Origin of the sequence: Nonomuraea purpurea (genome assembly GCF_042650645.1) — a bacterium.
Taxonomy (GTDB): Bacteria; Actinomycetota; Actinomycetes; order Streptosporangiales; family Streptosporangiaceae; genus Nonomuraea; species Nonomuraea purpurea.
On the sequence record NZ_JBHSBI010000046.1, the window covers coordinates 1 to 23,381 of the forward strand.

Annotated in this window: 22 protein-coding genes; 12 read left to right on the forward strand and 10 right to left on the reverse strand. The window is 69.9% G+C overall.

The genetic code is table 11. The annotated features are described in order from the left end of the window. Positions 1-206 precede the first annotated feature (206 nt). Genes ACFOY2_RS50550 through ACFOY2_RS50560 form a run of 3 tightly spaced genes read left to right on the forward strand, consistent with a single transcriptional unit; the run spans position 207 to position 1,929 of the window. Complete coding sequence (locus ACFOY2_RS50550) at positions 207-1,160, forward strand: LysR substrate-binding domain-containing protein (RefSeq protein WP_379535398.1); 954 nt, start codon at positions 207-209, stop codon at positions 1,158-1,160. Positions 1,161-1,186: 26 nt separating this feature from the next. Further along, positions 1,187-1,510, forward strand: coding sequence for a TetR family transcriptional regulator C-terminal domain-containing protein (locus ACFOY2_RS50555; protein WP_379535340.1), 324 nt, complete (start codon positions 1,187-1,189; stop codon positions 1,508-1,510). A gap of 26 nt (positions 1,511-1,536) precedes the next feature. After that, positions 1,537-1,929: a tautomerase family protein gene (locus tag ACFOY2_RS50560; RefSeq protein ID WP_379535341.1), complete on the forward strand. Its 393-nt coding sequence runs from the start codon at positions 1,537-1,539 to the stop codon at positions 1,927-1,929. A 40-nt stretch (positions 1,930-1,969) separates the two neighbouring features. On the opposite strand, the gene ACFOY2_RS50565 is transcribed toward ACFOY2_RS50560, so the two are convergent. Next, positions 1,970-2,530: a TetR/AcrR family transcriptional regulator gene (locus tag ACFOY2_RS50565; RefSeq protein ID WP_379535342.1), complete on the reverse strand. Its 561-nt coding sequence runs from the start codon at positions 2,528-2,530 to the stop codon at positions 1,970-1,972. A gap of 56 nt (positions 2,531-2,586) precedes the next feature. On the opposite strand from ACFOY2_RS50565, the gene ACFOY2_RS50570 reads away from it, so the two are divergent. The 3 genes from ACFOY2_RS50570 to ACFOY2_RS50580 are packed head-to-tail and all read left to right on the forward strand — an operon-like array spanning position 2,587 to position 3,799. Then, positions 2,587-2,814 carry a hypothetical protein gene (locus ACFOY2_RS50570; protein ID WP_379535400.1) on the forward strand — a complete coding sequence of 76 codons (228 nt, stop codon included), beginning with the start codon at positions 2,587-2,589 and terminating at the stop codon, positions 2,812-2,814. Beyond that, entirely contained in the window at positions 2,799-3,632 is an 834-nt protein-coding gene (locus ACFOY2_RS50575; protein WP_379535399.1) for a hypothetical protein, read from the forward strand. The genes ACFOY2_RS50570 and ACFOY2_RS50575 overlap by 16 nt, the downstream gene beginning before the upstream one ends. Continuing rightward, positions 3,629-3,799, forward strand: coding sequence for a hypothetical protein (locus ACFOY2_RS50580; protein WP_379535343.1), 171 nt, complete (start codon positions 3,629-3,631; stop codon positions 3,797-3,799). Before ACFOY2_RS50575 ends, ACFOY2_RS50580 begins: the two co-directional genes overlap by 4 nt. A 23-nt stretch (positions 3,800-3,822) precedes the next feature. Here ACFOY2_RS50580 and ACFOY2_RS50585 read toward each other — a convergent pair whose 3' ends face one another. Both ACFOY2_RS50585 and ACFOY2_RS50590 read right to left on the reverse strand, forming a co-directional pair. Then, positions 3,823-4,320 carry a DinB family protein gene (locus ACFOY2_RS50585; protein ID WP_379535344.1) on the reverse strand — a complete coding sequence of 166 codons (498 nt, stop codon included), beginning with the start codon at positions 4,318-4,320 and terminating at the stop codon, positions 3,823-3,825. A 38-nt stretch (positions 4,321-4,358) separates the two neighbouring features. Beyond that, entirely contained in the window at positions 4,359-5,000 is a 642-nt protein-coding gene (locus ACFOY2_RS50590) for a class I SAM-dependent methyltransferase (protein ID WP_379535345.1), read from the reverse strand. A gap of 95 nt (positions 5,001-5,095) precedes the next feature. Between ACFOY2_RS50590 and ACFOY2_RS50595 the strand changes: the two genes are divergently transcribed. Next, on the forward strand, positions 5,096-5,674 hold the full coding sequence (locus ACFOY2_RS50595; protein ID WP_379535346.1) for a helix-turn-helix domain-containing protein: 579 nt from the start codon (positions 5,096-5,098) through the stop codon (positions 5,672-5,674). Positions 5,675-5,788: 114 nt separating this feature from the next. On the opposite strand, the gene ACFOY2_RS50600 is transcribed toward ACFOY2_RS50595, so the two are convergent. Together ACFOY2_RS50600 and ACFOY2_RS50605 are read right to left on the reverse strand one after the other, a co-directional pair. Beyond that, positions 5,789-6,160 (reverse strand): VOC family protein, encoded by a 372-nt coding sequence (locus tag ACFOY2_RS50600; RefSeq protein WP_379535347.1) that lies wholly within the window; start codon positions 6,158-6,160, stop codon positions 5,789-5,791. A 247-nt stretch (positions 6,161-6,407) separates the two neighbouring features. Next, positions 6,408-7,565 (reverse strand): cytochrome P450, encoded by a 1,158-nt coding sequence (locus ACFOY2_RS50605; RefSeq protein ID WP_379535348.1) that lies wholly within the window; start codon positions 7,563-7,565, stop codon positions 6,408-6,410. A 187-nt stretch (positions 7,566-7,752) separates the two neighbouring features. Here ACFOY2_RS50605 and ACFOY2_RS50610 point away from each other — a divergent pair, with 187 nt between their 5' ends. Both ACFOY2_RS50610 and ACFOY2_RS50615 read left to right on the forward strand, forming a co-directional pair. Then, positions 7,753-8,322: an ArsR/SmtB family transcription factor gene (locus ACFOY2_RS50610; protein ID WP_379535349.1), complete on the forward strand. Its 570-nt coding sequence runs from the start codon at positions 7,753-7,755 to the stop codon at positions 8,320-8,322. A gap of 10 nt (positions 8,323-8,332) precedes the next feature. Next, positions 8,333-8,503: a hypothetical protein gene (locus ACFOY2_RS50615; protein ID WP_379535350.1), complete on the forward strand. Its 171-nt coding sequence runs from the start codon at positions 8,333-8,335 to the stop codon at positions 8,501-8,503. 37 nt (positions 8,504-8,540) lie between these two features. Here the strand turns inward: ACFOY2_RS50615 and ACFOY2_RS50620 are convergent, their stop codons facing one another. Then, positions 8,541-8,702, reverse strand: coding sequence for a hypothetical protein (locus ACFOY2_RS50620; RefSeq protein ID WP_379535351.1), 162 nt, complete (start codon positions 8,700-8,702; stop codon positions 8,541-8,543). Between the two features lie 197 nt (positions 8,703-8,899). On the opposite strand from ACFOY2_RS50620, the gene ACFOY2_RS50625 reads away from it, so the two are divergent. Together ACFOY2_RS50625 and ACFOY2_RS50630 are read left to right on the forward strand one after the other, a co-directional pair. Then, complete coding sequence (locus ACFOY2_RS50625) at positions 8,900-12,316, forward strand: family 16 glycoside hydrolase (protein WP_379535352.1); 3,417 nt, start codon at positions 8,900-8,902, stop codon at positions 12,314-12,316. Between the two features lie 196 nt (positions 12,317-12,512). Beyond that, positions 12,513-13,421 (forward strand): MBL fold metallo-hydrolase, encoded by a 909-nt coding sequence (locus ACFOY2_RS50630; protein WP_379535353.1) that lies wholly within the window; start codon positions 12,513-12,515, stop codon positions 13,419-13,421. 46 nt (positions 13,422-13,467) lie between these two features. Here the strand turns inward: ACFOY2_RS50630 and ACFOY2_RS50635 are convergent, their stop codons facing one another. The 4 genes from ACFOY2_RS50635 to ACFOY2_RS50650 form a co-directional block, all read right to left on the reverse strand. Continuing rightward, the gene (locus ACFOY2_RS50635) at positions 13,468-17,214 is read right to left on the reverse strand and encodes a type I polyketide synthase (RefSeq protein ID WP_379535354.1); all 3,747 of its coding nucleotides are present in this window, start codon (positions 17,212-17,214) and stop codon (positions 13,468-13,470) included. 159 nt (positions 17,215-17,373) lie between these two features. Next, on the reverse strand, positions 17,374-18,423 hold the full coding sequence (locus tag ACFOY2_RS50640; protein ID WP_379535355.1) for a ketoacyl-ACP synthase III family protein: 1,050 nt from the start codon (positions 18,421-18,423) through the stop codon (positions 17,374-17,376). 502 nt (positions 18,424-18,925) lie between these two features. Next, a complete protein-coding gene (locus tag ACFOY2_RS50645; RefSeq protein ID WP_379535356.1) occupies positions 18,926-19,594 on the reverse strand; it encodes a hypothetical protein in 669 nt (222 codons plus the stop codon). After that, a complete protein-coding gene (locus tag ACFOY2_RS50650) occupies positions 19,591-22,986 on the reverse strand; it encodes a CHAT domain-containing protein (protein WP_379535357.1) in 3,396 nt (1,131 codons plus the stop codon). Before ACFOY2_RS50650 ends, ACFOY2_RS50645 begins: the two co-directional genes overlap by 4 nt. Before the next feature lie 146 nt (positions 22,987-23,132). Here ACFOY2_RS50650 and ACFOY2_RS50655 point away from each other — a divergent pair, with 146 nt between their 5' ends. Then, entirely contained in the window at positions 23,133-23,324 is a 192-nt protein-coding gene (locus ACFOY2_RS50655) for a hypothetical protein (protein ID WP_379535358.1), read from the forward strand. The last annotated feature ends 57 nt before the right edge of the window (positions 23,325-23,381 follow it).

The following is a 23,381-nucleotide window of genomic DNA, read 5'->3' on the forward strand; positions in this document are numbered from 1 at the left end:
CCGTACCACTCGCCCGGGTTGAACAGGACGATCAGGCGGAAACCTCCATCAGTCGAAACCGATCAGGAGGGACGACCACCTCGTGAGTCATCGAGGTCAACGGGGGCTGTGTCTCCATCGTTGGGGGCCGAGATCAATTTAGAAAGGGAATTGATCAAATAAGTCTTATTGTGAATTGTGATGGGCTGCCATAGCGTCGGGTCGTGATGTTTCCCCCGGAGCAGGTACGGACGTTCCTGGCGGTGGCGCAGTCGTTCAGCTTCACGCGGGCGGCGGCGGCGCTGGGCCTCGGTCAACCCACGGTGTCCCAACACATACGCAAGCTCGAACAAGCGGTTGGCCGGCCTCTGCTGGTCAGGGACACCCGCAGCGTGACGTTGACCGTCGACGGAGAGGCGATGGTCGGCTTCGCCCGCTCGATCCTCGCCGCCCACTCTCAGGCGGCGGACTATTTCACCGGCGCGGGAGTGCGCGGCCGATTGCGATTCGGCGTGACCGACGATCTCGCACTGAGCCAGGTGCCGCGGATCCTGCGGGACTTCCGGCACCTCAACCCCGGTGTCACTCTGGACCTCACCGTGGCCCAGCAGGGCGCGCAACTGCAACGCCGAGTGGAATCCGGCCACGTCGACGTCGCCTTCCTCCAGACCGCCGCCGGAGAGGGGCGCGGCCGGCAGGTGCGTCGGGACCGCCTGGTCTGGGCTGCCGCCGAGGGCACCGGCCTACGGTGGGATCAGGGACGGCGGGTGCCGCTGATCGTGTACCAGGCGCCCAGCCCGAGCCGGGCGCTGGCGGTGCAGGCGTTGGAGCAGGCCGGCGTCAAACACCGTGTGGTCTGCACGGCGCGAGGATTCAACGCCGTGCTGGCCGCCACCCGCGCCGGCCTCGGCGTCGCGATCTTCGCCCGCAGCCTGTTGCCCGCCGACCTGGTCGAGCTCCCGGAAGGCGCAGGGCTGCCCAAGCTGGGCGAAGTCGACCTCGTCCTGCTGACCAACCCGCGCGCCCCTACCGAACTCGCGGAGGCCTTGACCACCGCCATCCTCGCGCACGCCAACCTGTCCGTTCCCTCCACGACACCCGTCACCGGCCGGCGGCCCCGGCAGGCGCGGGCATCCGGGGAACGCCTCAGCAGAGGCCGAGGTGAGACCGGGAACGCCTAACTCCTTACGCTCCACTCGACAAGGTAGTGCGGCCGCGCCGCGAGCGGGACGCTCTACGGGGCTGCCCGGTGGGCCGCCTGACGCAGGACCCGGACGTGATGGCGGATCCCGCACTGCGCCGTCCTGTCGACGAGTTCTTCGCCTGGCTGCGAGCCCGAATCGCCGGGCTCGTCGCGGAAGCACAGGCGAAGGGCGAGCTCGACAGCGCGCTTGACCCGGCGGCCACGGCCACCGCGATCGTCGCGGTCCTGCAGGGTGGATATGTGATCGCCCGTGCCGCCGACGACGCTGATGTATACGGGCAGGCCGTCGACGGCGCACTTGGCATGCTTGCCGGACGCGCCCGCTGAGACCCATCACGCGAAAGGACGAACGGATGCCCTTTGTTCGCATCGACGCGCTTCACGCGGACCGGAAGCGACTGGAGGCCGTGGGACGGGCCGTGCACGAGGCCCTGATCGACGCCATCGGCATCCCGCGAGACGACCTGTTCCAGGTGCTCACCAGTCACGACGGCACGAGGAGCATGCTCCGCTACGACGACTACTTCGGCATACACCGGGACGACGACATCGTGTTCGCGTCCATCACCATGCGTTCCGGACGCACCGATGATCAGAAACTGGCTCTTTATCGCAGGATCGCCGATCTCGCCAAGGAGTACGCCGACCTCGAGCCGCGCAACGTTCTCGTCATGATCCACGAGAACACGTCGATCGACTGGTCACTGGGCGAAGGCGTGGCACAGTACGCGCAGACCAGCGGATGAGGAGCCGGGCCGATCGGGAGCCACGTCCTCTGTTCATGCCTTACGGCGAAGGGCGGGTGAGGGTGGCGAAGAGGACGGCGAAGTTGTCGAGGGTCTCGACGGCGGTGTCGTTGTCACGGTGGGCGAGCCAGGAAGAGATGACTCCACTGAGCGCCGAAATGATCATCTCGGCGAAAGCCCGTGTGCCGATGGTCAACTCGAGGCGGGCCTCGTCCGTGAAGCGCTCCAGGTAAGACACGGTCTTGTCGAGATAGGCCCGGTGTCCCCAGGTCGGCAACTCGCTCAGCTCCGGTTCCCGCAGGGCGAGGTTGACCAGTTCGTCCAGGACGAGTTGCATCGTGGGGTCGGTCTCCACGGCTGACCAGTAGGCGCGCAACAGCGTCCTGACGTTCTCGGCGGGGTCTGCTTGGGGGGAGACGGCGGGCCAGGCAGCGTCCAGGTCGATGTTGATGTCGGTGGACAGCAGGGCGGCGTAAAGCTCCTGCTTGGAGCGGAAGCAGTAGTGGAAGGCGCCGTGAGGCATGTCCGCCTCCGCGCAGATCGCACGGGTCGTCGCCGCGGCGATGCCTTCACGTTTCATCACGCGCAGCGCCGCGGCCACCAGCCGTTCGCGCCGGATGTCCGCGCTGACATGCTTCTTCGTTCGGCGTCTCTGCCATGCCAGGCCCGAAGGCCCTGCCGATGCTGGGCAATCTGACCGAGGTGCTGACCGCGTCCGCCAAGACGGACATCGACTTCGCCGAGGAGTATCACCGCAGGTACGGCGACATCTTCGCGCTGAGCAGCGCCATCTGGAGATCCGCCTTCCCGACGGCACGCACTATCGGACCGGCGACTACCTCTCGGTCCTTCCCCAGAACGACCCCAGCCTGGTCGCCAGGATGATCGAGCGCCTCGGTATGCGCGCGGACCGGATGTGCACGATCGAATCGAGTGCGCCCCAAGGACTTGTCCCCCTTGGGCAGGCGTTGCGTGTGGACGACCTGCTGACCCGGTACGTTGATCTGGCGGCCCCCGCTTCTCCCGGCGTCGTGGCCCGTCTGGCACCGACGACCGGCTGCCCGCCGGAACGAGCCGAGCTCGAACGCCTCGCCGGTGACGAACACGGCGAGCATGTGCTGCGCCGTGGACTGACGCTGATCGACCTGCTCGAAATGTTCGCCTCGTGCCAGGTGGACCTTGCCCTCGCGCTCGAACTCCTGCCGGCGCCCCGGCCGCGTCAGTACTCGATCAGCTCCGCCGCCGAAGAACAGAGTGAGGTGGCTCTGACCGTGTCGGTGCTGGAAGGGCCGGCGCTGTCCGGCGAAGGCGCTTTCCGCGGTACGGCATCGAGCTATCTTCAGCGCGTGCGGCCCGGCGATCGTATTGTCGCCACCGTCACCTCACCTTCGGACGCGTTCCGCCCACCGGCCGACACCGGCACCCCTGTGATCATGATCGCCGCCGGCTCGGGCATCGCTCCGTTCCGCGGTTTCATCCGGGCACGCATGGTCGCCGCGGCAGCCGGACAGGACGTGGGGCCCACGGTGCTGTTCTTCGGCTGCCGACACCCGAATGGGACGACCTCTACGCCGCCGAGTTCGCCGAGCACGTGCAAGCCGGGCGCCTTGACGTCCACTGCGCGTATTCCCGGCCGGCCGATGGTGATCTCCGCTACGTTCAGCACCGGCTGTGGGAACGGCGCGAGCGCGTACGCGCTTTGATCGGCGACGGGGCGCACGTGTACGTCTGCGGCGATGCGACGGGCATGGGACCGGCCGTCGAAGAGACACTCCGGCGAATCGGCGCGACGATCCCGGACGACCGGGACGGCAGCGGGTGGCTGGAGGAGATGCGAAAGGCGGGACGCTACGCGACGGACGTGTACTGACCTCGATCCGCCCCACCGACCGGTCAGCGGCCGGTGGACCCGTCGATCTGCTCGCGGAGGATGTCGGCGTGGCCGGCGTGCCGGCCGGTCTCTTCGATCATGTGCACCAGGACCCATCGCATCGATGGTGCCGGCCCCGGGCGCGGGGGTCGCGGGGCGGGAAGGGCCAGATCCGGGCAGGCGTCGATGACCTGGTTCGCTCGCTCGACGGTCTTCCTGTAGTCGGCGAGCACGCCGTCCACGGTGTCCTCCGCGGACGGCCGCATGGTCGCGCGCCAGTCGCCGACGTCCTGGCCGAGAAAGTAGAACCGCTCGACGCACACCAGATGCTTGAGCAGCCCGAGAAGGTTGGTGCCCGAGGGCACGCCGCCCGTTCGGACCTGCGGTTCCGGCACGCCCGCGACCTTGTCCGCGACCGCGTTCCGCAGATAGTCGAGGAAGCCCCGCAAGGTGGCCTTCTCCTCGGCGCCGGTCCGCGGAGGCGTGGTGTCCTTCGTGCGTGTCCTGCGGTTTGCCGGCATGGGGTCACTCCAGTTCCGAGGTCGGGTGGTCGAGGGGGTCATCCGGCACTTCGCCGGACGAGCAGGACGTTGTCGATGACGGTGGCGGTCTCACCAGCGGGTCCGGTGGCCAGGCGGCGGGGCGTGTCGGCGCGCGCGACGGACCAGTGCGCGGGGTCGAGATCAAGCTCTGCGGCGATCTCGTGGGGGGTCGGGTAGTGGATGTCGGGGTCCTGGTTCCATGACCACGGCGCGGTGGAGCCGTGGTCGACGATCAGCAGCAAACCGTCGGGGCGCAGGGCACGTGCGGCGGTGCGCAGCACTCGGCTGCGGAGCAACGGGAACGGGGTGTGGAAGTACAGGGCGGAGACGAGATCGAACTCGCCGGACGGGAAGCTTCTGGCCAGGTCGTGCTGTTCGGTGGCGACCTGGTCCGCGACGCCGAGATCGCGGGCGCGTTCCCGTACCCGTTCGACGGCGGTGGTGGAGATGTCCACGGCGGTGACGTGCCAGCCCTGCCGGGCGAGCCAGATGGCGTCGCCGCCGGCGCCGCAGCCGAGATCCAGGGCGGTGCCGGAGCGCAGCGGCGCGGCGATCTCGGCGAGCAGCGGGTTGACGCGTGTGCCCCAGGTGCGCCGGGTGCGGTAATGCCGCTCCCAGAACCGCTCGGCGTCGGGACGTCGGTGCCGGGTGGAATCCATCAGAGTTGCCCCCTTCGGCGTCGGTGATGTACGGACAGCATCGCCACTGACGTTTCCGACTTGCAAGAAAAATTGCGGATCCGCATCATCGGAGCATGAACAACCCCGAAGGAGACGTTCTGGTGGGTGTCGGGCCGCGTCTGCGTGCCCTGCGCCGGGCGCGCAACACCACGCTGGCAGCGCTGGCGGAAGAAACCGGCCTCACGGCGAGCACCCTGTCGCGGCTCGAGAACGGCAGGCTCCGCCCCACGCTGGAGCAGCTACTGCCGCTGGCCCGGGCGCACGGCGTCCCGCTCGATGACCTCGTCGCGGCGCCGCCCACCGGCGACCCACGCATCCACCTGCGACCGGTGCGGCGGTCCGGGCTGGTGATGGTGCCGCTGACCAGGCGGGCCGGCGGTGTCCAGGCCTACAAGGTGATCTATCCCCCGGCCGGGCGGGCCTCCACGACGAAACCGCAGACCCATGAGGGATACGAGTGGTTCTACGTCCTCAACGGACACGTCAGGTTCGTGCTCGGCGAGCAGGAGTTCCGGCTCGGCGTCGGCGAGGCCGCGGAGTTCGACACCCGCATACCGCACTGGATCGGCAGCGCCGACAGCCAGCCCGCGGAACTGCTCGTCATGTTCGGGGCGCAGGGAGAGCGCGCCCATCTGGGTTCATCGAGTCACTGACCGTCACGCACGGGAGCGCCATCTGCCCTCAGGACCTGGGGACCCGAGCACGGCCACAACGCCATCTTCGGGTCCACCTCGTCCCTCGCATGATCGCAACGACCGGACACCTGCTCAGGGGCCTTTTCCGGCACCTCCCGGGCCGGCCGTCAGCACGCCGCCGAAGCTGATCTCGTTGCCTTCCGCGTCCCGGTAGGTCACCTTGGTCACGCCACCGTCGAACGTTTCGCGCCTGGCAGGTTCGATGCCCCGCCGGGAGATCTCGGCGACCCGGTCGTCCAGGTCGTCGACGAACGACAGCACCAGGGCGTTCCCCGCCCGTTCCGGCTCCTGGACGATGTAGACGTAACGGTTGTCTGCCACCTCCCATACCGCCTCGATGTCGTTCGGCAGGAACGAGGGCTGCCTGCCGAAGAGCTGCTCGTACCATGGCAACGCCGCGGCATAGTCGGTGACGGGGATACCGGCAAAGAGGTCCTGCGCCATGTCGTCCTCCACGCGTGTAGTCGATGCGCCGCCTGTACTGACCCCGGCAGCGTCGAAAACCCATCGGCTCGCCGAGGACCGCGAACTGCGGGCGCTGGCCACCCGGCTGCTCGGCGAGAAGAGTTAGGGCGCCTCGCGCTCGCCTGGCGTAATGCTCGTGGCCGCCATCCGGCTTGGCGCCGGCGCCGTGGCCGTCCGCGCGAAGGACATGGACCAGACACCGCGCACGGCCACCCCGGGCGCCGCTTCACCAGGTGAGGTGAAGGGCCTTCGGGCCGGCGTCGACCCCGTCGTGGACCCACTCGACGCTCTCGGCCGTGCCCACCAGGCGCAGACCGGGCAGGCGCCGGGCCAGCGCCCCGATCACGGCCGCGACCTCGAGACGGGCCAGCGGCGCGCCGAGGCAGTAGTGCACGCCGTGCCCGAACACCAGCGACGGGCTCGACGTCCGCTCCGGCACGAACGCGTCGGGATCGGCGAAGTGCCCGGGGTCGCGGTGCGCGGCCTCGAGCCGTACCAGCACCAGGTCACCGGCGCTGATCCGGGTCCCGGCCAGCTCGACGTCGGTCTGGGCGAAGCGGGGGAAGGGCTCGCCGGTCTGCCCGGACTGCAGGCGCAGCACCTCCTCGACGGTCGCGCCGAGCTGCTCGGGGGCCGCCGCCAGGCGTCCATCGCTCAGCAGCCTGAGCACGGCCGCGGAGATGGCGTTGCGGGCCGACAGGTATCCGGCGGAGACGATGGTGGCGGCCATGGCGACGAGCTCGTCGTCGCTGAGCCTGCCGTCCTCGGCGTCCCGGACGTTGATCAGGGAGCTGAGCAGGTCATCGCCGGGGTTCTCGCGCCTGGCCTCGACCAGGGTGGCGGCGTACGCCGCCAGGCTCTCCCACGCCTGCGCGCCCCGGGCCATCTCCTCCTCGCCGCCGAAGACGAAGTCGACCCCGCCGGCGGCCCCGGCCACGGCCTGGAAGTGCTCGCGGTCGTCGATCTCCACTCCGAGCAGCTCGCTGATCGCCGCGATCGACACCGGCCCGGCCACGTCCGCCACGAGCTCGGCCGGCGGCCCGCTCCGGGCGATCGCGGCGACGTGGTCGTCCGCGAGCCGCCCGACCCGATCGCGCAGCCCATCGATCCCGCGCGGCCCGAACGCCTTCGACACCAGCCGCCGCAGCCGCCCGTGCGCCTCGCCGTCCTGGAAGAGCGTGTCGTTGCCTGGGTGCTCGATCCCGGGCGGGGCGAGCCCGAACCGCCGATCCGCCAGGACGGCGGCGACGGCGTCGTAGGAGGTGACGAGCCAGGCGAGGCCACCGCCGGGGGTCTTCACCTGGGCGACGGGGGTGCTCTCGCGCAGGGCCGCGTACTCGGGAGGCGGCGTGAGGGGGTCGGGACGGTCGTACGGAAGAGTCATCGTCTTCGGTGCCTTTCCTTTGGCGGGCAGCGGGCGGTCACCCGCCTGGTGCCAGTCAAGACGTTGACGTCGCGTCAGGGTCAAGGCGCTGCCGCGCCTGCGCTCGCCGCCCCGGCGAACTCGGCGTGATTTCAAGATCCAGTAGATGTCTTGAGCATCTTCACCTGCTGGTCTTACCGTCGTGGCCATGCGAGAGATCGATGACGTGGACGTGCTCAAGGTCATGGCCAGCCGGTTTCGGATGAAGCTCTTCAGCCTCCTGTTCCGAATTGGCCCGGTCACGGTGAGCGAGCTCGCCAGGCGGATGGATGCCGATCCCGGTCAGGTGAGCTATCACCTGCGGCAATTGCAGAAACATGGGTTGATCGAGGACGTGCCGGAGCTCGCCCGGGACAGCCGGGAACGCTGGGTGCGGGCAGCTTTGAACGGGTGGGCATTGGTGAAGGACTTCGAAGCCCCGGAGGACAGAGCCGCGTTGCAGGCGTGGACATCACAGTGGGTGATCGACCAGTTCGAGCGGCTGCGCGACTTCGAACGCACGCGCATGACGCTTCCCGAAGACTGGCAGAACGTGGCCTTCGGAGGCAGCCACCACCTACGGCTCACCAAGGATGAGCTCGCGCAGCTCGACGACCAGCTCCAGGCCGTGTTGAAGCCGTGGCGCGAGCTGACCAGATCGCGCGTCGAATCGAGCGAGGCTCCGCCGGACACTCGCCCGATCTTCATCTTCTACCACGCATTCCCCGAAGAACCCTGAGGAGCCTTCCATGCATCACATGTATGAAGAGCTCGTCCGCGCGGATCTGGCTGAGCGGCGAGCCGAGGCCGCACGGTTACGCATGATCCCGCCGCGCTCGCGCCGGCCTGCTTTTCCGCGCCTCCGCGGCCGGTTCGCGATCACCCTCCGCCGCCTGGCCGACCGCCTCGAACCTGCCTGATGATGCGGCAGGAGGCGGCCAGAGTTTGGCGGTGCCTTTACCTGCGTCGCCAGATGGCGATCACGATGGCGATCACGATGGCGAGCAGGATCAAAGTGCCGATGAGCGCCGCGTCGTGGGGATAGCGCGGCAGGGACGTGACCGCCGCCGGCAGGTGTAGGCCGGCTGCGGCTGGAAGGACCACACGCAGGACAGGCACCGCAGTACAACTCTACGGCCGGGGGCGGCCTGCCGTGGGCTGGGGCGGTCACGGCCAGCCCTTTCCGCCCGACAAGTCCTGACTTTCTTCGATTTTCGGCGAAAGACTATGGGCAAGTGGAAGATATCGCTTTATATTACGGCGCAGAGCAGCGTTAACCCGTTCACGTTCCAGCGAAGAAGACCCGGCATCCGCCGATGGATCGCACCCGTCCCGGCGATGCCGCCCGCACCCACGCCGAACGCGGCACCCTCACCGAGATGGGATTGGTCATGCGGAAATTACTCCTGTTATCCGTCTTACTGATCACCGCACTGTCAGGCCTGGTCGTGCCCGCTCAGGCGCAGGCGGCGGTACCGCCGCAAGAGCCGGGCGTCACCCTGCGCACCTACGACGTCCAGATCGAACTGTCCAAGCTCTGCACGCTCAAGCCCGGCCAGACCCCCAACGTGGACAAACTGATGCCCACGATCGACTGGACCTCCGACGCCGACTTCGGTCTGACCGACATGTTCGCCACCGAGGTCATCGGCAACATCGCCATCCCCGCCGCAGGCACCTACGAGTTCCGGCTCACCAGCGACGACGGCTCCCGGCTGCGCATCGACGACACCGTCGTGATCACCAACGACGGGCGGCACGCGCCGATCGCCTTGGACGGCATGATCACTCTGAGCCCCGGCTACCACGCGCTGCGCATCGACCACTTCGAGCACCTGTACGGCCAGCAGCTCAAGCTGGAGTGGAAACCACCCGGGACCTCCGAGTTCACCCTCGTGCCGACCTCGGTGCTGAGCACGGACGCGGACGTGGTGCGGGTCACCGCTCCCGGGCGCAAGGAGTGCGAGAGCGGCGCCGACTCCCCCGGCGACGGGCTGCCGCTGGCGTCGGTGCACCCGGACTTCACGCTCACCGACCTGCGACCCAACGGCTTCCAGCCGCAGGTGACCGCGATGGACTGGCTGCCCGACGACCGGTTGGCGATCGCCACGTGGGGCGGCTCGGAAACCAAGCTCGGCGAGGTCTACCTGCTGGACAACGTCACAGGCAAGACCTCACCCGCGCAGGTGACCGCCAAGAAGATCGCCAGTGGGCTGCAGGAGCCCATGGGCATCAAGTACGTGGACGGCAAACTCTACGTCTCGGAGAAGTCCCGGCTGGTGGAGCTGAACGACACCGACGGCGACGAGGTCGCCGACAACCTCAGGACCGTGGCGACCTGGCCGTTCGGCGGCAACTTCCACGAGTTCGCGTTCGGGATGCTCTACCGTGACGGCCACTTCTACATCAACCTCTCCGTCGCCATCAACTACGGCGGCGCCACCACCGACCCTCAGCCGGCGCGGGACAGGGGCACGACCATCAAGGTCGACAAGGCTACCGGCAAGATCGAGTACCTCGCCGGCGGTCTGCGCACGCCCAACGGACTCGGCTGGGGTCCGGAGGGTGAGCTGTTCGTCACGGACAACCAGGGCGGCTGGCTGCCCGCCTCGAAACTGGTGCACATCAAAAAGGACCGGTTCTTCAACCACTACACCAATCCTGACGGCCCGTTCGACGGCAACCTGGTGAGCCCGCCCGTGTTGTGGCTGCCGCACAACGAGATCGCCAACTCCCCCAGCACCCCGCTGCTCATGAAGCGGGGCAGGTTCGCGGGGCAACTGCTGTTCGGGGACGTCACCTACGGCGGGATCCAGCGGGCCTACGTCGAGAAGGTCAACGGCGAGTACCAGGGCGCGGTCTTCCGCTTGACTCAGGGGCTCGAGGCAGGGGTCAACCGGATCAGCCTGGGGCCTGACGGCGCCATCTACGCCGGGGGGTTGGGCGCCGGCGGAAACTGGGGCCAGCCGGGCAAGCTCACCTACGGCCTGCAGAAGCTTGCCCCCGGCGACGACAAGGCGTTCGACATCCTGAAGATGCGCGCGGTGGAGGGCGGCTTCGAACTGGAGTACACCCAGCCGCTGTCGGCGGAGACCGCCGCCTCGCTGGCGGCCAGGTACCAGGCCACTCAGTGGCGGTACGTCGCGGCCTCCACCTACGGCGGCCCCAAGGTGGACGAGGAGCCGCTGACCGTCACCTCCGCGAAGCTGACCTCCGGCGGGAAGAAGGTCACGCTCAAGATCGCGGGTCTGAAGCCGGGGCGGGTGGTGCACCTGCGCTCACCGCGTCCGTTCAGCTCGGCGTCAGGGCAGTCGCTGTGGAGCACCGAAGCCTGGTACACGCTCAACTCGATGGTCGGCGCCCCGGCGACGGACACCACCTACGAGGCGGAGAGCGCGTCACACAGCGGCGGCGCGAAGCTGAACACCGACCATCAGAGCTACTCGGGATCCGGCTTCGTCGACAACTACCAGGCCGTGGGAGCGGCAACGCAGTTCGCCGTCCGGGCGGCCGAGGCCGGCACCTACCACGTGGGCCTGCGCTACTCCAACGGCCCGAACCCCGCGCCCGGCACCAAGTCGCTGAGCGTGTACGTCAACGGGACCAAGATCAGGCAGGTACCGCTGGCCTCTACGGAAACGTGGGAGCAGTGGGCCACCCGGGTCGAACCGCTCGCGTTGCGGGCAGGCGCCAACACCATCGCCTACAAGTACGACAGCGGCGACACGGGTCACGTCAACCTGGACTCCATCACCGTGGCCGCGCGACCGGTGATCGAGGCGGAGAACGCCGCGCTGAGCGGTGGCGCGAAGGTGAGCGCGAACCATCAGGGCTACACCGGCAAGGGCTTCGTCGACGGCTACACGACCGTGGGCGCGAGCACGACGTTCACCGTACGGGCGGACTCCCCCGGCCCGCACAATGTCGGGCTCCGCTACGCGGCGGGCGCCGGCACGTCGGTGAGCGTGTACGTCAACGGTGACAAGGTCAGGCAGGTGCGACTGGCCGCCACCGGCGGCTGGGACGCGTGGGCCGTCCAGACCGAGGCGCTCACCCTGAAACCGGGTTCGAACAAGATCGCCTACAGGTACGACTCCGGCGACACGGGACAACTCAACCTCGACCACATCACCATGTCGAAGGCGCAGCGGATCACGCTGTTCGACGGGTCCAGCCTGGCGGCGTGGGAGAAACGCGCCGGCGGGGCGGCGACCTGGCCGATCGCGGACGGCTCCATGGAGTCCTACGGCGGCGACATCCGCACCCGGCAGACGTTCGGCGACTTCAAGCTCCACGTCGAATGGTACGAACCGGACTACCCGCCGGACGTGACCGGGCAGCAGCGCGGCAACAGCGGCGTCTACCTCCAGGAACGCTACGAGGTGCAGGTCCTCGAGTCCTACGGTGACACCACCCCGGCCGCCAACGAGGCGGGTGCGATCTACTCCAAGCGTGCGCCCGACCGCAACATGGCCACCGCCCCGAGAACGTGGCAGACCTACGAGATCACCTTCCGCGCGGCCCGCTACACCAGCGCGGGAGCGAAGGTCGACAACGCGCGGGTGACGGTCGTCTGGAACGGCGTGGTGGTGCACGACGACGTGGCCATCGACGGCGGCACCGGCGACAACATCCCGGAGAGCGCGGCGTCGGGCGGGATCCGCCTCCAGGACCACGGCGACCCCGGCGAGAACCCCCGTTTCCGTAACGTATGGATCGAACCCGTCTCCTGACCTCATCCGGCCCGGCAGACCGTCCCGCCGCTGCGCGTGGGCGGCCTGCCGGGTCACGGCTTCAATGATCGCGGCTCTTCCTGGAGAAATTGGACAATCAACCAGCAAACCTTTACTCCGTAGTGTTCCGGCTGGCCGGCAGTGTGGGGCAGGTGGGCAGAGCGGTCGCAGGCAGGCCGCCACGAAGGAGATTCCCATGAAGGAATTCGCACCTGTGCCGGAGTTCGCGCGAGGTCCGGAAATCCCTGATTCCGGCTATCTCCTCACGGAGTTGGGTGGCGGCGTCTACGGCATCACCAGTGGGCTGGTGAACACCATGTTCCTGGTGACCAAGAAGGGCGTCGTCGTCGTGGACGCCCCTCCGGACCTGGGCGGAAAACTGCTGATGGGGATCGAGGAGGTCACACCGAAGCCGATCACTCACCTCATCTACAGCCACGCGCACGCCGACCACATCGGCTCCGCGCACCTGCTGGCACGCGACGGCTTGAAGATCATCGCCCACGACCGCACCGCCGCGTTCATCAAGGAGGCACACGACGACGATCGGCCTGCGCCGAACGAAACCTTCAGCGGGAGGAGAAGCGAGCTGAACATCGACGGAGAGCGGTTCGTCCTCGAGTACCAGGGTGATTGGCATCAGCCCGGCAATCTATTCATCTACCTCCCGGAACAGAAGATCCTGACGGCGATCGACAGTTTCACCGTCAAGAACGCGCCGTTCTTTCGTCTTCTCTTCTCTCCTCATGTCCCCGCGTACTTCAACGCCATGGACCTCATGCTGGAATACGACTTCGAAACCGTCGTCTCGGGCCACATGGCCCTCTTCGGTACCCCTGAGGACGTACAGACCAATCGCGAGTACATCCGCGACATGCGAACATCCGCCACCGAGGCGCTGCGCGAGGTGGACCTGAGGGAGGCCGCCGCCGCTGCCGGTGTGCCGGACGACAATCGGCAGGCCCGGCTCAAGGTCTGGATGGACGCGGTCGTCGCACGCGCGGCGGAGCTCATGCCGGCGTTGTGGGACAAGCGCCTCGGCGGGCACGACATCTTCCTCACCGACAACCTCAACGCCGTCGCGTGGAGCGTTTTCATGGACTGAGAGCGCCCAACCCGCGCACGGCAGTGACGAGCCGGCGACGACTTCCTCAGCCGGCATTCGCGCTTCCGTTGCCGTTCGAGGTGGACACCAGCCCGGCGATGTAGTCGGAGACCGCGGCGACGGTGGGCCGGCGCCACAGCAGGGTCGTCGGCAGCGAGCAGCGGAACCGTTTCTCCAGCCGCCGCCGGACGACCACCGTCAGCACCGAGTCCAGCCCCTGCTCGACCAGCGGCCGGTGCGGCGACAGGTCGGCGGGGGCCAGCCGCATCTCCTTGGCGATCTGCGCGCCGACCTCCTCGATCAGGAACGCGCGCAGCTCCTCCGGCTCCAGGTGGGTGATGGACTCGGCGGGTCGCACGCCTTCTGCGCCGTTCTCCCCGGTGGCCGGCGCGTCGATCACCGGGTACCGCAGTCCCGACAGCCAGCCGACGACGGCGCCGTCGCCGTCGCTCACCCGTACCCGCACCGTGTCGGCGCGCTCGGGGTCTAGCCACACCTCGATGTCGACCGTGCTCGGCGGCTCTGCGACCGTGACGAGCCGATCGACGTGCGTCACCATGCGCAGCACCGGGTCGCCGGGGAACGCGCTCGGCGCCACCGACATCGCCGCGTCCAGGATGGGCGCCCACGTGGCGGACGGCCCGCACCGCACCCGGGCGCGCAGCGCGCCGTGGCCGAGCAGCAGTTCCTCGACCGTCCAGTCGAACCCGGTTTCCGGTACGCCGACGGCGGCGAGCCGCTGCGTGACCAGGTCCGGCTCCGCCGGTGTGAGCGGTCGTGACGGCGGGGCCGGCGCCCTGCCCGGTGCGGCGGGCACCGTGGCGGTGGCGATCATCTGCCAGGCGGCGTCCGGTTCGCCCGCGGCTCTGGCGGCCAGCCGCAGCCCGGCGCCCTGCCGCACCACCTGGACCTCGCGGCGGTCGGCGGTCAGCAGCGGCGCCGACATCGTCACCTCGCCGAGCGCCTGACCTCCTGCGGCGGCGAAGAAGGTCGCCGCCAGCACCGCGGCAGGCACGATCTCCACGCCCTCGATGGCGTGGCTGCCGGGATAGGGCCGGGTCTGGTCGTCCAGGCTGGTCCGCCAGAGCCGTACGTCGGTGCCGGCGAGGTCGATGCCGTCGCCGAGCAGCGTGTGCGTGTCCGGATCGTGGCCGCGACCGGCGGTGTCCGGGGCCGACGGCGCACGCCAGTGCCTGCGGCGCTGCCAGGGGTAGGCGGGCAGGACGACCGGCCCGCCGGCCGGCTGCAGCCGGCGCCAGTCCACATCGAGGCCCGCGCAGTGCGCCGCCGCCACACCGGCCAGCAGGGCGGCCCGCGTGGGACGGTTGCGCCGTAACGACGCGCCGACGAAGACGTCCTCGTACCCGTCCGCGCTCAGCGTCTCCAGCACCGAGTGGGTGACCACCGGGTGCGGGGAGAGTTCGACGAACGCGCGGTATCCGTCGGCCGCGGCCGAGGCGACCGCGTCAGCCAGGCGCACCGGCCGGCGCAGGTTGGCCGCCCAGTAGGCGCCGTCGAAGCCGGGGCTCGCCCGCGGATCGTCCAGCGAGGTCGAGTAGAGGCGGATGCCGGGGGCGCCGACCGTCAGGTCGCCCGCGGCGGCGGTCAGGCCGGCCAGGAGCGGATCCATCTGCGGCCCGTGGAAGGCCACGTTCGAGGCGACCCGGCGGGCCGGGATCCCCTCCTCGATCCAGCCGGCCAGCACCCCGTCCACGGCGTCCGGATCTCCGGAGACGACCGTCGAGGAGGGCGAGGACGCGATCGCGGCCACCACGTCGGTGCGCTCCCCCAGCAGCCGCGCCGCCTCGGCGAACGGGAGCTGCACCATGGCCATCGCACCGCGACCTGCGACCTGACGCAGCAGCCGGGACCTGCGGCAGATCAGCCGGGCGCCGTCCTGGCGGCTCAGCGCCCCGGCCGTCACGGCGGCGGCGATCTCGCCGACCGAATGGCCGATGACCGCGTGCGGACGCACCCCGTACGCACGCCACAGCTCGACGAGGCCGAGCTGCATCGCGAAGATCATGGTCTGGACCCGGTCCACCTCGGTCAGCTCATCCTCGGTGAGCACCTCCCGGGGCGAGAAGCCGATCTCGGCGGCGAACACCGGCTCCAGCTCGTCGATCACCGCGGCGAAGACCGGCTCGGTCGCCAGCAGCTCCCGGCCCATGCCGGCCCACTGCGAGCCGTGTCCCGAGAACACGAACACCGGCCCAGGACCGGGGTCGACGAGCACCCTCCCGGTGGTCACCGCCTCGTGCGGGGCACCGGTCGACAGGGCGCGCAGCCGGTCGGCCAGCGCGGCCGGGTTCTCCGCCGCCACCACCGCGCGGTGCGGCAGGTGAGCCCGGCGCAGCGCGAGCGTGTGCCCGACGTCGGCGGCCGGCAGGCGGCCGGCGACGCCGGCGAGGTTGCCCGCGGCCTGCCGCAACGCCGCCGGCGACGCGGCGGAGACCGGATACAGCCGGCCCGCGGCCCCTTCGGCGGGCGGCCCTGCCGGTGGCGCCTGTTCGAGGACGACGTGGGCGACGGTGCCGCCGTAGCCGAAGGCGGAGACCGCGGCCCGGCGCGGATGCGCGGAGGCGGGCCACGGCGTCGGCGCGTCGACCACCCGCAGCCCGGCGCCTTCCCAGTCGACGGCCGGAGTGGGCGTGTCGAGCCTGCTCGGCGGGAGCTCGCCGCGTTCGAGCGCCAGGACCGCCTTGACCAGGCCGGCGATGCCGGCGGCACCCTCAAGGTGACCGATGTTGGACTTGGCGGAACCGATCAGGCACGGCTGCTCCGCCGGCCTGCCCGCCCCGTACACGGCGCCCAGCGCGCCCGCTTCGAGGGGGTCGCCGACCGCGGTGCCGGTGCCGTGCGCCTCGACGTAGCCGACCGTGCCAGGATCGACGCCCGCCTGCCGCAGCGCGCGGCGCATGACGTGCTCCTGCGCCTGGCCGCACGGCGCCATGATGCCCGCGGTGCGTCCGTCCTGGTTGACGGCGCTGCCACGGATGGTGGCCAGGACCCGATCCCCGTCCCGCACGGCGTCGGCGAGCCGCTTGAGCACCACGACCGCGGCGCCCTCGCCCCGCCCGTACCCGTCGGCGGCGGCGTCGAACGACTTGCTCCGCCCGTCCGGGGCCAGCGTGCCCGCGGCGTCCAGGGTCAGCGTCTCGCCGGGCGACAGGATGAGGTTGACCCCGCCGGCCAGCGCCACGTCCGTCTCCCCGGCCCGCAGCGCCTGCACGGCCAGGTGGACGGCGACCAGCGACGCCGAGCACGCCGTGTCCACCGCCAGGCTCGGGCCGCGCAGGTCGAGCGCGTACGACACCCGGTTGGCCACCGCGCAGGTGGCGGCCCCGATCCCGGTCCACGCCTCGATGTCGGGCAGGTCTTCCAGCAGTCGATGCCCGTAGTCGCCGGTGCAGACGCCCACGTACACGCCCGCGTCCGTGCCGGCCAGCGCGTCCGGCGACACCCCCGCGTGCTCCAGCGCCTCCCACGCGGTCTCCATCACCAGACGTTGCTGCGGGTCCATCAGCTCCGCCTCACGCGGCGAGAGCCCGAAGAACTCCGCGTCGAAGTCGGCCACCCCCTCCAGGAAGCTGCCGTGCGCGAGGGTGCGGCGCACCGCCGCCGCGTAAGCAGGGCCGCGGTCGGCGTAGTCACGCCAGCGGTCGGCGGGCGCGGGCCCGCCGGCGTCCCGTCCCTCGCACAGCAGGTTCCAGTAGTCGTCCGCCGATCCGACGCCGCCGGGCAGGCGGCAGCCGACCCCGATCAGCGCGATGATCTCCACAGACTGGTCCATCACACATCGCCTCCCCGTTCGCGCGCCCACACGGGCGACTCGAGAATCTCCACAACGGCGCCCGAGCTGGTCACGCCTGGCCCGAAGCCGAACATCGGCAGATGGTCGCCGGGCCCGCCTCCCGAGCCGGCCGAACTGATCGTCGCTGCGTACGCCCGCTCAGCGGGGGCCGCCTGAGGCGTACGCGGCGGGGATGTCGAGGATCCGCAGGACGGCGCAGGCCATGGTGGTGCCGGCGCCCGTCCCGACGAGCAGCACGTAGTCGCCGGGGGCCAGCGCCCCGACGGCCAGCAGATGGTCGAGGGCCACGAACTGGTCGCTGACCCCGAGGTGCCCGATCCCGGCGCCGTACTCCCAGGTGGTGTCGGCCAAGGTCAGCCCGAACCAGTTCACTGCCCGGTGCTCCAGCTCGTCCCAGCGCCCGTGGGGGAAGGCCACGCGCGCCACCTCGTCGAGCGTGATGCCCGCCTCCTTGAGCGTGCGCTCCACCAGCTCTATCAGCGTCCTCTGGATCGACAGCATGAGGCCGGCGCCGTCGCCGTCCAGCATCCGCTTGCGGAACTCGCGGTTGCGTGCGGCGAAGTCGAGCGTCCGGCCGACGGTCGCGTCCGGCGGGAACATCGGCACGCCACCGTCGTTGACCGCCTCGGCCTCCGGCAGCACGGTCACGTTGACCGAGCGCAGCTCCGCGAAGCCCGTATCCGTGGTGACCAGCAGCGCGCACCCGGCGTCGCCCATCACGTTGCCCTCGATCATCCGCCATCGGTCGACGAGCGGGGTGCCGTGGTTGTCGGCGCCGACCAGCAGCGCCGTGCCGCCCGGCCGCAGGTACCCGGCGGCCAGCCGCAGCGCGCTGAACAGCCCGCAACATCCGGCCCGCAGCTCCATGGCCAGGACGTCGCCGCCGACCAGGTGCCGCTGCAGGTAGAAGTGCGGCTCCCAGCCCTCGGGCCCCTGGTGCCAGACGTCGGCGTACAGCATGAGGTCCAGGTCGTGCGGCGACATTCCGCCGGAGCGCTCGAACGCGTGCCGGGCCGCGCGCAGCGCCAGCTCCGGGGCCGGCACGTCGCCGGCCACCGCCGCACCGCCGAGGCGGAAGTAGTCCATCTCGTCGCTCGGATATCGGCCCTCCGCGACGGCCGTCTCGATGCTGACCACTGGTGGCACATGGACGCCGATACTGCGCAGGTACATGTCGGTTGTGCGCATGGTCCTCCTTCGAGCGCGGCACACCGCGGCTCGGAGCGTGGTGGAACCGGGAGCCGTCGGGCCTCACCGGGTGTCGGACATCACGGCGATTCCTGCGACCCGTCGCGGAGCAGCATGGGAACGTCGTGGAGGGCCGTCTCGCACGTGAGAAAGAGCTCCATCGGCCCCGCGCCGACAACCGCGACCTGTGCCACCGGATATGCCATTAACACCTCTGCTGGGGAAGGAAAAGCCTGCGAAAAGAGCTTTGGGTGGCCATTCCCAGACCGGCTGTAGTGGCGGCGGTCTCGCACCCTGAGCGTTGACAGCTGTGTGTCCATGCGGTCAGCGCCGATGCTAATCGGATGGTTTAAATATAACTAGTAGTGTCATTTTTCGGACTTACCATGCATAATTTTCAGCACTGGTGATCAACAAGGTGACGGGGCGATTACTGCCCGGCGTCCAAACGGGAGGTTGCCGAGCTGGTACCGCTCTCCTTGACGCTTTCCGCCACGGTGGGTCACTCTGCCAGCACGATGGCCTGCGCCGGCGGCGCGAGACGTGCCCGGTAGCGGCGGATCCCCCATGCGCGGTGTTCGAGCTCTGCCGCCACCAGCACCTGCGCCGTGTTCGGCCGGCCGGGCACGAGCTCCACCAGCGCGGCCACCGGATGATCTCCGACCAGGGGGAAACGCTTGACCCGGCGGAACTCCCACTGCGGGTTCGGCTGGGACGCCCCGTGGCCGCGGACGATCCACTCCTGCCTGGCCGGCCCATCACTCTGCGGCTTTTCCAGGCCTATGTCCAGGAGACCTGCTTTGACGGTGACATTCAGGCCCGTGCCGAACCCGGCGACCGGGCGGGTGCGTTCGCCGGGGTCGATCAGCCGCGCGATGGGCCGCGTCCGGGGGTCCGGCGTGGACAGCGCGATGCCCAGGGACGCATGGCGGAACTCGCCTTGGGCCGCCGTCGTCTCCGGACGGAAGGAGCACACCATCACCAGCCGCCGGAACTCGCGCTCGGGCGTGGCCTTGACATAGGACAACCACTCTGCCGGCACGCCCTCGTGGTCGGCGGGCAGCAGGTCCCAGCCGAAAGTGAGCCTGCCGCTCAGCGTCTCCTCGTCGGCGGGGCCGCCGAGCGTCCGCTCCGGCACGAGTTCGACATCGTGCAAACGGACCTCGGTCATACTGCGGCTCCCTTGTTCCGGCCATGCAGGTAGGTGAACGCTCCCCAGTCACGATATTGGGGATACCGGGCACGGGTGGCGAGTTGGGCATCGCGGAAGGCGCGATCCGGATCCGCGCCGTGCGCGATCCGATGGTGCAGGTGATGATAGAAGAATGTGGCCGGTTCCGGGCGTACGGGCCACAAGCACCCCACCACGGCCTGCGCCCCGGCGGTGATCAGGGCCGACGGGATGCCACGGAGGTTGTCCGCGCGGTCGAATCGTCCCAGTGCGGACTCGCACGCGGCGAGCGTCACCAAGCGGACACCGCGCAGATCGACCCCGAGGAAGTCGTAGGCGAAGACCCGGCCGTCGTCGTCACCGTCCGGGGCGAGGTAGAGGCAGTGCATCCAGGGGGCGTCCTGGTCCAGCGTCCCGTGTGCGGCGATGTGGACCACGTCCGCCGTGGACAGAGCGGCGAGCAGCCTGTCACGAGTGGCCTCGGCCCCGGTCACGGCCTCCGCGGCGACCCTGCGCGCGTGCTCTTCCAGCGCCGGTTCCGCGTGCAGACCGTAGGGCACGCCGCCGTCGGCGGAGGCCAGCACCAAGGTGCGGCGCTCCCGTACGGGAACGCCGGCGGGCGCGAGGGCTTCGAGTCCGGTGATGGTGGTGACCGTCCAGTCGTCGGCGATCAGGCGGTCACCGGTGCGGCACAGCGGTATCGGCAGATAGTGCAGCGCGCCGTGCGGCCAGGCCAGGATGCGGTCCTTGCCCCGGGCCCGCCACTCGGCCCACTGGTCGGCGCCGCCGAGCGGCAGGTCGCTCGACTCCAGCAGCCGGGCGCCCTCCGGGGTCACCTCGGCGAACAGCGGGTCGCGTTCGATCTCCGTCCTGATCGCCTCGACCCGGTCCGCCACCGGGTGCCGGTCGCTGTTCCCATCCGCGCCGTCGCCGAGATGCACGACGAGTTCCCGGCCCTGCCTGGTGACCGCGAGCAGCACGGCCGCGCCGCTCACACCCGAGGGCAGGAACCAGGTCAGCAGCACGGTCCGTTCGTCCAGCAACTCGTGCGCCTTCGCCCACAGGTGCCGGTCGTCGATGAGCGGCGCCGAACGGCGACGCATCTCGTCGTCGATCATCGACGAGATGCGCCACCGCAGGTTCCGGGCGATCTGCGGGTTGTCGTGGCCGACGGGACGCCGGTCGGCGTCCAGGACGTCGAGCAGGTTCGTCGACGCGCCGGCGGAGGCGGCCGGTTTCTCCAGATCGCGGAGTTTGGCGATGAAATGCTGAACATGCGCAGGCAGCGCGAGCGGACCGTCGATCCGCCACCACACGCCCAGCTCCGCTCCCTTGCCCGCCTGGTGCAGGCCGAGCAGCAGATGCATCGGCAGCGTCTCACTCTCCGTGACGAGCTGCCAGACCGCCGAGTGCACGAGGTCGCGCAGGACCTCGCCGAGTCCGGGCGCGCCGCTCGTGTCGAAGTTCGGCACGTCCACGATGATCGCGTACAACGCTGTCTTGAGTTCTTCGCCGCGAAGATCGCCCAGGTGCCGCACGAACGGCAGCAGGCTCGCGCACGCCAGTTCCTCGAAGCCGAGCGAGGCGTAGCCGAGTGCCGCGTAGGTGTAGTAACCCCAAGGGAACGGGACAGGACCGGCGACCGGCTCGCCCATCTCGGCCGCCTGGTAGTACAGGTCCGCGGTCAGCAACCTGACCTCGTCGCTCCGGCCGCCGCCGCCCGCCTGTCGCAGGAGGGCGAGCCCGAGCGCCGGCCGATCGCGAGCGTGCGCGGCCGCGTGCAGCAGCGCCGCCGACCGCTGGGCCGGCGCCCAGGATTGCGGGAACGACACTTCGAGCGCCTGGTCGGGCCCTGGGCAGTCGGTGGGGTCGTCGGGCAGCACGTGGAGCCGGGCCTCGATCAGCTGCCTGCGGTGGGCGGAGCCCCAGCGGGTATCGAGCCGTTCCGCCCACTCCAGCACGGTGCGCAGCAGCGGCCGGTCAGCGCGTTCCCTGGCCAGGTTGACGCCTTGGCTGATCACCTTCGCGGTCACGGTGGTGCCGTGAGCGGCGACGAAATCAGCCAAAGGGGTGCCGAACACCGTGGTGAGCAGGCCGTCTGCCGTCTCCTTGGGCACCCCGTCAACGACGCGGAGCAGGAACAGGGCGAGGTCCGGTTCGCTGAGGGCCGGGGAGCCGAGCAGCGCCGACAGGGCGGCGCCGGCGACGCACCCGTCGACTCCCTCCTCGTCCGCGAGGATCTGCGCCAACGTCACCAGCAGGTGGGCCTTCCGTGTCCCGCCGTCCAACTCCAGCGCCCGCACCACCAACTGCCCCGCCTCCACCACCAGCCGGTTAGACTCGGCCTGGAAGGGGTTCTCGTCGGTGAACCACGTGCGATACAGCTCCGCCTCCAGCCGGGCTGACCAGGTGGTCCGCATCCCGCGGGCGTAGTCGTCGGCGGTTTCCGGCCCCCGGATGGCCAGCCGCAAGCGGGCGGCGGCCAGCAGCGCCGCCTCCAGGCCGGCGGAGTCGCTCAGCCTGTCGATCAGGCTCGCCGCCACCGCGTCCGACTCCTCGAACACCGCGCGGTCGCACCGGTCCGCCAGCAGCGGGACGGCCGACTCGACGGCGTGGAACGCCGCAACCCGCCAGGCGGACTCGGCCCCGCAGGCGTCGGCGAGCTCCGCGGCCAGCCGCCAGTAGACGTACATGAACTCGACCAGGCCGCGATGGTCAAGGAACTCATCCCTGAACAGCAGACCCACCATCGCCTCGGCGGACATCGCATGATGCTCCGCCAGGGCCTGCCGCGTCTGCTCCAGCTCGCGCGCCCGTCGTTTCGCCTCCTCCAGCGACAGGATCCGCTCGCACACGTACTGCGCCAGCTCCATCAGCCTGCCGACCGGGTCGAGGAGGAACACGATCGTCGGCTTGCCGTCCTGCTCGTCGCCTGGCCCTGGCTCGCCGAAGCGCACGGGGCCGGCGCACACCATCCCCTGACGCGTTTCGAGGGCGAGCGCGCCAAGTGGATCGTCCGTGGCGGGCAGCACATGGGAGACGACGAGCATGACCGAGCCCGAGGTAGCCGCCGCCTCGCGCCAGCCAGGTGGGCCCTCCAGGTCGAGGTCGTACACGAAGTGCTCGCCATCGGGGCCGCGTACCGACAGCGCGCCCGCGTCGTCCTGGGTGACACACCACCGGGGATCGACGGGGCGGCCGAAGGGCAGCTCATCCATGGACAGGAGCACCGGCAGGCCCCACACCTGCGCGCGGGTGAACAAGCTGCCCCCGGCCCCACCCGCGGTGGTGAACGGGCTGATGCCGGCCAGTCCGACCGCCAGGCCGGCATGCCGGACACCGTCCACCTCGCCCAGGAACGCCCATCCGGTGATGCTGCGCGACAGCCGCACTACGCGCCCCTCACTTCCGCCCCTCGGTCACCGACGGACTAAACGGTGCCACACCGGCAGGGACGCCGGGGTTGTGTCGGGGATGTCAAGGAAGTGGTCACTCAGCGACAACTATCGCGCTGGCATGGTCGGTAACGTCGTGAATCATGATCTTCTCAGCGAAGCGACTCAGAATCGCTCTCCCGGTGGCCGTGCTCGCCACGGCAGCAGCCCTGACCGCCACCCCTGCGGCGGCCGACAATTGGGGCACGGGAGATGGCATCCGCACGACGTCCGGTGACAATTGGGGCACGGGAGGCGGCATCCGCACTGCATCGGGCGACGACTGGGGCACGTGAGACGGCATCTGGGGTAAGGCCCTGGGTTACGGCCTCCAGCAGTCACCGGCGCTGTTC